This window comes from Bradyrhizobium sp. 132 (assembly GCF_023074185.1).
GTDB lineage: Bacteria > Pseudomonadota > Alphaproteobacteria > Rhizobiales > Xanthobacteraceae > Bradyrhizobium.
Map to the genome: position 1 here is coordinate 209,335 of NZ_JADPKY010000103.1, position 11,262 is coordinate 220,596.

Consider the following 11,262-nt stretch of genomic DNA (forward strand, 5'->3'; position numbering starts at 1 on the left):
CCCGCTGGTGACCTCGCCCTTCGAGACGCGCGCTAAGGGCGCGCTCCTCAGGGTGAGGGTCTACTTGATTGCTTCGCTTCGCTCGCAATGACGGCTTGGCTCACTTGTTCAAGAAATTCAACGGCAAACCGCCGCGCGGCCAGTCCATGGCGATCAGCTCGCCCTTGCCCGAGAGGGTGATGTAGGCGGTCTTCAGCTCGGGGCCGCCGAAGGCGATGTTGGTGGTGACGCGGTCGCCGGTCGGCACCTGCTCGACCAAGGTGCCATCGGGCGCGATCACCGAGATGCAGCCGGAGACGAGGGTGGCGACGCAGACATTGCCGTTCGCTTCGACCGCCAGCGAGTCGAACATCTGGTAGCCGCCGAGGCCGCAGATCGGTTTTCCGCGCTCGCCGCGATAGATCACGTCGCGCGGCTTCAGCGTGCCGGGCGCGGAGAGCTCGTAGGCCCAGAGCCGGCCCGTCGGCGTCTCCGCGATGTAGACGGTGTTCTCGTCCGGCGACAGGCCGATGCCGTTGGCCGGCAATACGCCATGAACGATTTCGACGATCTCCTTCATACCGGGCTTGAGATAATACATGCCGCCGACGTCCATCTCGCGCGCGCGGCGCTTGCCGAGATCGGAGAACCAGAGGCCGCCGTGCTTGTCGAACACCAGATCGTTCGGACCGCGCAGATCGTGCTCGCCGCACTTGGTGACGACGGTTTCGATCTTGCCCGATTGGAGATCGACGCGCTGGATCGAGCCGCCGAGATAATCGTCCGGCTGCGGGCCGGGCATGATCATGTTGCGGGTCGGGATCCAGGAGAAGCCGCCATTGTTGCAGATGTAGACCTTGCCGTCGGGGCCGAGCGCCGCGCCGTTCGGGCCACCCGGAATCTTCGCGACGATCTCCTTGCGGCCGTCGGGATAAACGCGGGTCAGGCGCTGACCGCGGATCTCCACCAGCACCACCGAGCCGTCCGGCATCACGACCGGCCCTTCGGGAAATTCGAGGTCGGTGGCGAGAACGCGGACGTTGGACATGTGGGGACCCTCCCGATGGCTTGTTATGACTTGCACGGGATGTCCGGCACGGGCCCCACACGCAAGATTTGCCTGCGGTTATGACAAAGTCACCGCGGCTTGCCAAGCAAGCCGGATGGTATGCCAGCGTTGCGCGCTACTGCTTCATGGTCCCGGCTCTGCGTCGCAGCGCTACACGCCGCGACGCGTCCGGGACACGGACGGATCACTTCGCATCCTTCGCAGGCGGCGCGTCCTGCTTCTTCTTCACATCCTCCGCGATCTTCGCCTGCGCGGCCTGGAGATCGCCGAACGTCTTCTGCAAGCCGGCAACCGTCGTCTTCAACGCATCGATCTGGCGAGCGGCGGCGTCCAGCTTCTGCTGGTGATCGAGGTTTAGCCTGGTGATCGTCTTCTGGAGAAAGTCGACGTTGCTCTGGAGGCAGCTGGTACGGCGCTCCATGATCTTCTCGACGGTGCAGATCTCGATGCCGGGCACGTCCTGCGCGCGGACCGGCGCATTCGCCAGCGCGGCGAGCAGTAACATCGCGAAACAGACGCCGGCACTTCGAAGATGCATGCTGGTTCCTCGTCAAATCAATCACGGCAATGTGCGCTTTTTGCGCGCCGCCGCATGAGGCTACCACACTCGCACCGCATTCTCGCGTTGAGCTTGCAGCTGTTCCCTCGGACGGGGAGCGATGATCTGCAGGCGGGGGGAAATGGGCACTTCTTCCGCGGCTTTGTTTAGGGGAGATTTTTGGAATGGCAACGCGCGACAGACGACTTGCAGAATTCGACGGCTCCGGAGAACCGCCGCCTGGCCTTGCAGTCGAAGTGCTGTGCGAGGACCATAGCGGGACGTATCAACTGCCGTTCGCTTGCCGCTATGTCGAGGGACGCTGGCAGAACCACACCGCCGGCGTCGCGGTCGAAGCAACCGTCATCGGCTGGCGCGTGCCGCGCTTGAAGCACTCGGGCGTGGCCTGAGCATCGAATTCTGTCTCAAAATGCGACGGGGTCGCGTCCCGGCTTAACCTTCGGAACGCGGCCCGAACGAATCACGTCCGAATCAGCCGTGGGGCGCTGTACGCGCCTGTTCACGGCTAGATGTCGCAACCGGTTCGCACGCGTATACAATATCTGTGCAGCGCGTGAGCAGGCCCGAGCCGGCCACGGACGCCAAAAGTTAACGGCATCAATGACTTCAATGCCATGACTGCCGGGTGCGGCGGTTCAGGCCGCGCCCCCAAAACAGGCAGGGCGGCATCAGGCCTGCCTAATATTCGACCTCGAGCTCCTCGATCTCGGCCGGCTCGTCCCTTGCCGCTGCGATCCATTCCCTCATCTCGGGCATGGCCAGGATGGTATCGGCATAGGCTTTCAAAAGCGGTTCGAGCTTGACGTCATAGGTGACGAAGCGCGTCACCACCGGGGCGTACATCGCATCCGCCATGGTGCGCTTCTCGCCGAACAGGAAGGGGCCGCCCGATTTCTCCAGGCAGTCGCGCCAGATCGCCCAGACGCGATCGATGTCGGCCTGCGCGCGCGACCAGACCTTGAAGCCGGGGAAATGTCCCTTCAGATTCACCGGCAGCGAGGCGCGCAGCGTGGTGAAGCCGGAGTGGATTTCGCCGCAGATCGAGCGGCAATTTGCGCGCTGGACGCTGTCAGCCGGTAGCAGGCTGGCATCCGGCATCGCCTCGTTGAGATATTCGGCGATCGCCAGCGTGTCCCAGACCACGGCGCCGTCGTGCCGCAGGCACGGCACCAGGATCGATGACGACAGCAGCAGGATCTCCGCGCGTGCCGACGCGTCGTCGGGCGCGGTGGCGATCTCCTCGAAATCGAGCCCGGAAAATTTCGTCAGCAGCCAGCCACGCAGCGACCAGGACGAGTAGTTCTTGCTGCTGATGGTCAGTTTCGCCTTCGCCATATGGCCTTCCCTCACGCCTTTGACCTGCACCCGCCCAGCCTGCGGGGAATGCTCGCTTCCCGCAAATAAAGCAGCAAGCGACGTGCCAATCTGGAGGTCGGCCCATCTCCGGTTTGGCTTCGATATTGCATAGCAGCACGGGACAGGTGGGCGTTTCAGTATGATGTCGATGTATTATCAGGCCTTTCAGAACCATATGGACCTGACGGCGCCGTGGCGGTCGGGCGCTTCGTCCGCACTCCAATTCCTCAATCTGGTGCCGCAGGGCTTGTCGGATCAGGTCGTCGGCCGACTGTCGGCCGCGCTGGAGCTGATCTCGCGCTCCACCCTCACCTATCACCGCCCCGCTTACGGCATCGACAGCGTCATGGTGGGCAACCGCGATGTCGGCATCACCGAGGAGGTCGCCTACGCGACGCCGTTCGGCTCGCTGCTCCACTTCAAGAAGGATGGCGCGCCCGAGCAGCCGCGCATGCTGCTGGTGGCGCCGATGTCCGGCCATTTCGCGACGCTGCTGCGCGGTACCGTGAAGACGCTGCTTCAGGACCACGACGTCTACATCACCGATTGGCACAATCCACGCGACATTTCACGCAGCGAGGGTCGCTTCGGGCTCGACGACTACACCGATCACCTTGTCGATTTCCTCGGCCAGCTCGGCCCGCGCCCGCATATGGTGGCGATCTGCCAGCCCTCGGTCTCGGCGCTCGCGGCCGCCGCGATCATGTGCGAGGGCAACCATCCCTCGCGGCCGGCGACGCTGACACTGATGGCGGGGCCGATCGACACACGCATCCAGCCGACCAGGGTCAACGAGTTCGCCAAGAGCAAGCCGATCGAATGGTTCGAGCAGAACCTGATCAACTACGTGCCGATGCAGTGCCGCGGCGCGCTTCGGAAAGTCTATCCCGGCTTCGTGCAGCTCACCGCCTTCGTCTCGATGAATCTCGAGCGCCACATCAAGCAGCACATGGACCTGGCCAACCACATCGCCAAGGGCGAGAAGGACAAGGCGGCCAGCATCAAGAGCTTCTACGACGAATATTTCGCAGTGATGGACCTGCCCGCCGAGTTCTACATCGAGACCGTGCGCGACGTATTCCAGGAACATCTGCTGCCGCAGGGCAAGCTGATGCATCGGGGACGTCCGGTGAACACCAAGGCCGTCAGCCGGATGGGGCTGATGACGGTCGAGGGCGAGAAGGACGATATCTGCTCGATCGGCCAGACACTCGCGGCGCAAGACCTCTGCACCGGCGTGCGCGCCTATCGCCGCGTCCACCACATGCAGGCCGGCGTCGGCCATTACGGCGTGTTCTCGGGCAAGCGGTGGAACAACGAGATCTATCCGCTGCTGCGGGATTTCGTGCACGTGAATTCCTGAAGGCGCACCAAATTCCTTCAGCAGGATCGGACAAAGCAGCGCGGCATTGGGAAAGACGCCGGCGCTGCACCAGCCCTAAAACATGGACATGCCGCTTCAGCCGGAGGCCTTGCCATGTCCGAATTGCCAACCCCAGCCGCCACGCCGGCCGCGATCGTCGACGCACTGAAGACGGTCGCAGGCAATCCGCCGAAGGTGCGCGCGAGCTTCGCCAAGGGTCGATGCGTGCGCGGCACCTATACCCCGTCCGACCGCGCGGCAGAGGTCACGCGATCGCTGAGCTTCACAAGGCCTTCGCGCGTGCTGGCCCGCTTCTCCGTCGGCGGCGGCAATCCTGACGTAGCCGACACCAGCAATTTCGTGCTGCGCGGCTTCAGCTTCAGGCTTGGCGACGACGCCCATCGCTCGGACATTTTGGTGGAAAGCGCGCCTGTGCATTTTGCACGGACGCTGGACCAGATGCTCGCCTTCCTCAAGGCGCGCATTCCGGGCGCGGACGGCAAGCCCGACATGGCGAAGGTCAAGGCCTACTCCGCGGCCAATCCTGAGACGCTGAATCAGGCCAGTTACATCGCCGCGCGCCGGCTGCCCGGCAGCTTTGCCGGCACGACCTATTGGGGCGTGCACGCCTTTCCCGCGACCAGCGCGAAAGGTGAGACCCGCTTCATCAAGTTCAAGCTCGCGCCTGTCGGCGGCGATATCACGCTGGGTGAGGACGAAGCCGGGGCGAAGTCCGCCGACTTCCTGCACAAGGATCTCGCGCAGAGGATCGCAGCCGGCGATGTCCGCCTCAACGTGATGGCTCTGCTGGACCGTCCCGGCGATCCCGTCATGGACGTCACCCTGCGATGGCCGGACGAGGACAACCGGGAGGAGGTGCGGCTGGGGACGATCGTCATCACCGGTCTGGAAGCCAACGATGCCTGCGACCGGTCCATCTTCGATCCGGCCAATCTCGCCGACGGCATCGGCCATCCGCCGGACGAGATTTTCGCGGCGCGCCGCGCGGCCTACAACAATTCGCTGGCGAAGCGGCGCTGATTAGATCTTTTCTCGTCCGCCATCCGTTTCTCGACGCCACGCGCCCGGACTGACGCCGACCATCGACGAGAACACCCGCGTGAAATGGCTCTGATTGGCAAATCCGGCCGAGATGGCAATCTCGGATAACGGCAGGTCACGGACCGTCATCAGTTGCTTGGCCGCCTTCACGCGCTGTTGGAGCAGCCATTGATGCGGCGGCAGGCCGGTGGAGATGCGGAATGCGCGTGAGAAGTGGCTGACGGAAAGGCCGAGCTCGGTCGCGATCTGCTGCAGCGCGATCTTGCCTGAGAGATCGGAGTCGAGCCGCTCACACGCACGCTTCACCTGCCATGGCGCGAGACCGCCGCGGCTCGGTTCTGCGGCGGGTTTGAGCCCGCCATAGGTCTGGCCGACATGGGCGGTGAGCGCGAGCATCATGTGATCGACGAAAAGCTGGTTGGTCTCGTCGGGCCGACGCAGTCCTTCCTGCAACGAAGCGCCGACGTGTCGGATGATCGCGTCGTCATGACCGACACCGGGCTCGTAGCTGAGCTCGCCAATGCGCGACCCGCGGGGCTGCACGGCAAGGTCACCAATGGCCGAGCGCGGCAAATAGAAGAAGAGCGAGTGAAACGGCTTGTCGATCACATAGCGCGGGTCGCGCTTGAGGTCGTACAGATAGGTCGCGCCTGCGCGAACATCCGCCTTGGTGACACAGCGGCCCTGCTCCCAGCATTCGCAACCCGGATAGTCGCGGAATTTCAGGCTGACAAGATAGGCATCTTCCGCCGCCAGGGAGCCGGAAATACCCGGTGTCGGATCGTCGTTGCGGACTTCAGTGACCGCGAGCGCGGCGCTATGCAGCGAACGCGTGATCAGCACTGGTGCTTGCTTCGAGTGAAGGCCCTGTCCGAGCCTCCGTCCGTAGACGCCCGCTTGTGTCATTTCAATAAACCTATCCGTAAAGGCACTTCTTCGTCGGCCTTCCCGATATTTGCGCATTATCGGAGATCGCCGGCCAACGGTCCAGCCGCAGCGCATAACACGAAGCTTTTGCCGCAGGCTGTCGCGCCGGATCGCGCCGCGATGATTTCATTGTGATTTCAGCGTGATGTCATAGGCCCGGCATCGCGAAGGACAACACAGCTAATCTGTTCTGCGACTCACCGCACGATTTCGTCGTGCGTTCTCGAAAGCATTCGCAGCGCGCCTGCGCGCCTCAGGCGGACCACTCCTCGCCCCAGACCTGGACGACGTGACCCGGCGACACTTCGCGATATTGCCGAACCGGCGGCCAGACGCTCGCGGCACAAGACCTTTGCACCGGCGTGCGCGCCTATCGCCGCGTCCACCACGGTGTCGGACATTACGGCGTGTTCTCGGGCAAGCGCTGGAACAACGAGATCTATCCGCTGCTGCGGGATTTCGTGCACGTCAACTCGTGAAGCGCCGTTCCCTAACCCGCACGTCACGTTGCAAATCTCAATGTGCAATTGCGCATTGAGGTTCGAAGATGCTGGCGGCATATCGAGACGCCTCTGCCCCCAAACGACCGGCTAGAGAGCACGTGGCTAACGCTCTTGCTTGAGCAGCTCTTTCGCTTCTTCGACTTCGGGAAGATTTCGCTCCGCATCGAATTCAGCAAGGACGGGAGCGAGCACCTCGGATACCGCGCCCGCTCGGCCCCTTCTCTTGAGCAGGCGTGCGAGACCAAGGGCGCTGCGCAACTCGAAAGTCTTCGCCTGTTGGTGTCGTGCGATTTCCAGCGCTCGCTTGAGGGCATTTTCGGCACTGCATTCGTCAGGGTCATGGCGCGACAACAGTTCGCCGTAGACGCGATGCAGCTCGGCATCAAGCCAATGCTGACCGGATTGGCCCGCCCATGCGATCAATTCGCTCAAGATTTCCAGCCCGTTTTCGAGTTGACCCGACTCTGCGGCCGCCATGGCGACATGCATCCCCCAAAACGGTTCACAGAGATAGCAGTCATTCTCGTGCAGCAAGGTCCAGCCGCGGCGCATTTCCGTCAATCCGGTCGTTCGGTCGCCGGCGCGCCACTTGGCCAGGCCATTCAGGTAGGTGCCGGCGGCCACATACAGCGGCATCGTGTGGTCGCGAGCGAGACCGAGCGCCAGGATCGTCTCTGTTTGCTGCAACATGCCCCCGCATAGTCCGTCAAACACAGCGCGATGAACAAGCGCATTGGCCTCGGAAAGAGCCCGTTTTTCTCCTGAAGCACTCACCGCTTCGGCTGCGAGCCGGCGCGCGCGAGCGATCCTGCCAAGCGGCCAGAGCACTAGGGCAAGAAATCTCATGATCACGAACGGAAGATCCAGCGCCGAAGCCCTGAACGTCGCGGGATCCGGCTCGGCACCATAGATATCCAGCGCCTGCTCAAGATGCACTCTCGCGTTCAAGTAGTCACCCCCGAACCAGCAGGTAACCCCGCCCGTCCAATGCGCTACGACGGCGGCCACCGGTGAGTCCGGTCGTCGGTCAGCGGCGCTCCTGATGGCATCCGCCAGCTCCCGCATCGGAGCGAGTTCGCCGTGTGTCAGGCAGGCATTGAAGAGTCCGGAATGGACCGGCGCAAGTTCAACTGGATCATTGATGTCAGCTACGAACTGCCGAGCGCGCGTCCATGCGGCTACCGTTTCGGGAGCGCTGTGCCCGAGGCTGCCCCGTAGTGCGCGACCATAGGCGATTTGAAGATGGAGCCTGCTCATCATCCCGCGAGGCTCATCAGGCAACTCACCGGCGGTGGCAATCGCCTTGCCGAGATGTGCGATCGCCTCGGAATAGGCCGAACGCTTCAGCGCCTGCTGTCCCGCCTTGCGCCACCACTCGTGGGCGACCTCGCTCAACCCCGCCTCGGTGAAGTGGTGTGCCAGAACTTCCGGCTCGGTCTCAGCGACGACCGGAAACTTTTCGCGCAGGACGTCGCCGATGCGGGTGTGCAGCACATGCCGTTTGCTCTTGAGCAGGCTCTCGTAGGCCGTTTCCTGAACGAGAGCGTGCTTGAAACTATAGTTTGCTTCGGGCGGAACCCCGCGACGCACCAGCAGTTCGGCCTCTTCGAGTTGCCCTAGCGCAGCACTCAGCGTCAGATCATCGCGTCCCGCCACATATTTCAGCAGCGCGTATGAGAAGTCGCGGCCGATGGCGGCGCCTATCTGCGCCACCTCCTTGACTGGAGCGAGCCGGTCGAGCCGCGCCATCAGCGAATCTTGCAGCGTCGCGGGAATAGCGAGCGGCGGGAGCGGACTATTGAGGCGATAGCGCCCGGCATCTTCGACGAGCAGCCCGGACTCGAGCACCATCTTGGTCAATTCTTCGACGAATAGCGGGATGCCATCCGTCTTGTCGATGATCTGCTTCATCATCTCGCGTGGCAGCTGGCGACCCACGGCCACCTGTTCGACCAGCGCGCGCGAGTCCTGCCGGTCGAGCCGGTCGAGCCGCAACAGACTGACGTTGGCAAGGCCCGACCATGAGGGCTCGAACTCCGGCCGGGATGTCATGAGCACGAGTATCGGCAGTCCTCTGATCCGATCGACCGCGAGATCGAACAGTTCAAGTGTCGTGGCATCGGCCCAATGCATATCCTCGCAGATAATTAGCAGGGGTTGCTCTCGCGCCAACCCCTCGAGCTGATCGAGAAGGGCGGCAAATGTCTGTCGCCGCTGCTGCGCCGGGCTCAAACCGAGCGGCGAACAATGGTCTCCGGTTGGAATCGAAAGGAGAGCCGCAATGAGCGGTGTCGCTCGGGCGACCTGCTGTGTTCCAAGCGCCAGCATTGCTTCGAGCTTGTCGAGCTTTTGCCCGCACGTATCGTGCGAGCGGATGCCGGCGGCGCGCTCGAGCTGCGCGACAAAGGGATGAAGCGCACTGTTGGTGTGGTAAGGCGAACACTGATATCGCACCCGGCGGTGCGCGCCCAACGAGGGGCTTTCGGACAGCGTTGCGACAATGCGCGACTTGCCGATGCCCGCTTCGCCAGAAATCAATACCATCTGGCCCTGCCCCTGCCATGCCCGGCGCTGGCGCGAGAGAATGAATTCGATCTCGTCCTTGCGGCCAACAAAGCCGATCGAGCGCGCCGCGCGGACCGCCTCGAAGCGACTCTCGGATGCGGTCGCTCCCTCCACCGCCCAGACTGCGATGGGTTCGGCTATTCCCTTGACTTCACGGCGGCCGAGATTGCGAAAAGCGAAGAGATCACCAAGCAGCCGGCGCGTCGACGAAGCAACGACGACCGCCCCCGGCTCCGCCAGGCTCTGGAGCCGAGCAGCGAGGTTTGGTGTATCGCCGACGGTTGCGTGCTCCTCTGACGCATCTCCACTGATGAGGTCGCCGACCACCACAAGCCCGGTCGCAATTGCGATCCGCATTTCAACCCGTTCGTCAGCGCCTGTTTTGAGCTGCCGAATCGCGGCTATAGTGTCGAGCCCCGCTCGCACTGCGCGCTCCGCGTCATCCTCGTGGGCGCGAGGATAGCCGAAATAGACGAGTATTCCGTCGCCAACGAACCTGGCTATCCTGCCGTCATAAGCGGCAATGACTCTCGCGCAGGCCGCGCGGTAGGCCCGGATCACCTCCCACATATCCTCGGGATCGAGACGCGCCGAGAGCGCAGTCGAGCCGACCAGATCGCAAAACATGACGGTGAGATGGCGCCGCTCGGCGTCATGAGGAGGAGCCGGCGATGCGATCAACGCGGCTGGATCGAGGTCGGCAATAGCACGCAGCATTTTGCGGCGATGGCCGAGCAGGACTCCGAGCTTATCGAAGTCCTCGTCCATCAGTTCGGGAAGGACGTCGATGTCAATCCCATTTTGGACAAGACGCTCTGCGTATTGCCCAAGCCCCAGCTTCTCGAGCCACTCCGCAATCTGCATTGGCTCCACCGATCGTGTGGTTGGCGGTTAGCAGAATTTTTGGACCACGGCGCGCGGGGACAATATCCCAACACCACCATGATGGCACGTCTTGTTTGTCGCGCGATCGTTTAGGTTGCTCAGTACCGGCACCGCTTCCAGGCAGGGACATTGCTCGATGCGAACGGCTGCGCTACTAAAAATCGTCACCACGCAGCGTTGGACGACAGAGGTTGCGATGAGTTGTCAGCCGTCAGCTACTCACTTTCAGACCTGAAGCCGAAACCAACACTGCGGCCTGTGCCCACGTCACGACGCCAAGCAGACGTTTTTCCGTGAGCACAGTTTTGTTCATTCCTTGCCCATGGACGCTTCGTAGTTGCGAGCCATCGTCCCCGCCGCAACTTGAAGCGAAGAACCAACCACCCAACAGCCGGCAACAAAGCCTATCAGGCCATTGGGCAAGGTTTGATCAAGGACAAGGATGCTGACGGACAGAGTTGCAGCAATCGCGGCGCCGAACGTTCCGGCCGCACTCATGACCTCAGCCGCCTCGAAACCGTTCCATTCTTCCGAGATGCTCGAAATCGACCTCCGAGCGGCACTGCGGGACAAATCAATTCCGACATAATAGCTAAGAGCTCCGTACAGCATCGTTAGCAGCACGATCCAGCCGCTTTCAAACAGTCCGTCTTTCTGACGCAACAGGGTCGCACCCACATAGAGGCCGCAAGAGGCCCCAACGGCTGCGAGCCCAATTCTTTCAATAAGATGGGCCGATTTGATCAGACTGGAACGAGCGATCCGAAGATTGCCGGTTTGCTTCGTTACGGATAATGCGCTGGAAACGGCATTGCTAATCTTCATTGGAGTCTCCCTCTCAGGTAAGTAGCGGCCTACCGGCCGACCTCGAATAGAGGCTGCCTCGTGGACGTGCTTTGCGATTCCGTGGATTCCAATTTCTGAAAGATCTGTGCTGAGTGATGGGGCTGGCTTGCTCATGAGCAAGACGAGAGCCAATCCAAAGCTGCGAGCT

At 62.4% G+C, this 11,262-nt stretch carries 9 protein-coding genes and 1 pseudogene; 4 read left to right on the forward strand and 6 right to left on the reverse strand.

The window, feature by feature from the left end; genetic code table 11:
• Positions 1 to 100 precede the first annotated feature (100 nt).
• On the reverse strand, positions 101 to 1,027 hold the full coding sequence (locus IVA74_RS21265; protein ID WP_247347839.1) for an SMP-30/gluconolactonase/LRE family protein: 927 nt from the start codon (positions 1,025 to 1,027) through the stop codon (positions 101 to 103).
• Between the two features lie 205 nt (positions 1,028 to 1,232).
• Complete coding sequence (locus tag IVA74_RS21270; RefSeq protein WP_247347840.1) at positions 1,233 to 1,586, reverse strand: hypothetical protein; 354 nt, start codon at positions 1,584 to 1,586, stop codon at positions 1,233 to 1,235.
• 185 nt (positions 1,587 to 1,771) lie between these two features.
• Here IVA74_RS21270 and IVA74_RS21275 point away from each other — a divergent pair, with 185 nt between their 5' ends.
• Positions 1,772 to 1,996: a hypothetical protein gene (locus tag IVA74_RS21275; protein WP_247347841.1), complete on the forward strand. Its 225-nt coding sequence runs from the start codon at positions 1,772 to 1,774 to the stop codon at positions 1,994 to 1,996.
• A gap of 289 nt (positions 1,997 to 2,285) precedes the next feature.
• Here IVA74_RS21275 and IVA74_RS21280 read toward each other — a convergent pair whose 3' ends face one another.
• Entirely contained in the window at positions 2,286 to 2,942 is a 657-nt protein-coding gene (locus tag IVA74_RS21280) for a glutathione S-transferase family protein (RefSeq protein ID WP_247347842.1), read from the reverse strand.
• 160 nt (positions 2,943 to 3,102) lie between these two features.
• On the opposite strand from IVA74_RS21280, the gene phaZ reads away from it, so the two are divergent.
• Positions 3,103 to 4,326, forward strand: a complete 1,224-nt coding sequence (phaZ, locus tag IVA74_RS21285; RefSeq protein WP_247347843.1) for a polyhydroxyalkanoate depolymerase — start codon at positions 3,103 to 3,105, stop codon at positions 4,324 to 4,326.
• 114 nt (positions 4,327 to 4,440) lie between these two features.
• The gene (locus IVA74_RS21290; protein WP_247347844.1) at positions 4,441 to 5,367 is read left to right on the forward strand and encodes a catalase family peroxidase; all 927 of its coding nucleotides are present in this window, start codon (positions 4,441 to 4,443) and stop codon (positions 5,365 to 5,367) included.
• On the opposite strand, the gene IVA74_RS21295 is transcribed toward IVA74_RS21290, so the two are convergent.
• Positions 5,368 to 6,294, reverse strand: a complete 927-nt coding sequence (locus IVA74_RS21295; RefSeq protein WP_247347845.1) for an AraC family transcriptional regulator — start codon at positions 6,292 to 6,294, stop codon at positions 5,368 to 5,370.
• 347 nt (positions 6,295 to 6,641) lie between these two features.
• On the opposite strand from IVA74_RS21295, the pseudogene IVA74_RS21300 reads away from it, so the two are divergent.
• Positions 6,642 to 6,794: pseudogene (locus tag IVA74_RS21300) on the forward strand (polyhydroxyalkanoate depolymerase); the annotation flags it as partial.
• Positions 6,795 to 6,920: 126 nt separating this feature from the next.
• On the opposite strand, the gene IVA74_RS21305 reads toward IVA74_RS21300, so the two are convergent.
• Positions 6,921 to 10,247, reverse strand: a complete 3,327-nt coding sequence (locus IVA74_RS21305; protein WP_247347846.1) for an adenylate/guanylate cyclase domain-containing protein — start codon at positions 10,245 to 10,247, stop codon at positions 6,921 to 6,923.
• 330 nt (positions 10,248 to 10,577) lie between these two features.
• Entirely contained in the window at positions 10,578 to 11,093 is a 516-nt protein-coding gene (locus IVA74_RS21310) for a hypothetical protein (RefSeq protein WP_247347847.1), read from the reverse strand.
• Between the last annotated feature and the right edge of the window lie 169 nt (positions 11,094 to 11,262).

Coding starts and splice junctions, on each gene's coding strand:
- IVA74_RS21265 (WP_247347839.1), bottom strand. CDS start 1,027: ATGTCCAACGTCCGCGTTCTCGCCACCGACCTCGAATTTCCCGAAGGG.
- IVA74_RS21270 (WP_247347840.1), bottom strand. CDS start 1,586: ATGCATCTTCGAAGTGCCGGCGTCTGTTTCGCGATGTTACTGCTCGCC.
- IVA74_RS21275 (WP_247347841.1), top strand. CDS start 1,772: ATGGCAACGCGCGACAGACGACTTGCAGAATTCGACGGCTCCGGAGAA.
- IVA74_RS21280 (WP_247347842.1), bottom strand. CDS start 2,942: ATGGCGAAGGCGAAACTGACCATCAGCAGCAAGAACTACTCGTCCTGG.
- phaZ (WP_247347843.1), top strand. CDS start 3,103: ATGATGTCGATGTATTATCAGGCCTTTCAGAACCATATGGACCTGACG.
- IVA74_RS21290 (WP_247347844.1), top strand. CDS start 4,441: ATGTCCGAATTGCCAACCCCAGCCGCCACGCCGGCCGCGATCGTCGAC.
- IVA74_RS21295 (WP_247347845.1), bottom strand. CDS start 6,294: ATGACACAAGCGGGCGTCTACGGACGGAGGCTCGGACAGGGCCTTCAC.
- IVA74_RS21305 (WP_247347846.1), bottom strand. CDS start 10,247: ATGCAGATTGCGGAGTGGCTCGAGAAGCTGGGGCTTGGGCAATACGCA.
- IVA74_RS21310 (WP_247347847.1), bottom strand. CDS start 11,093: ATGAAGATTAGCAATGCCGTTTCCAGCGCATTATCCGTAACGAAGCAA.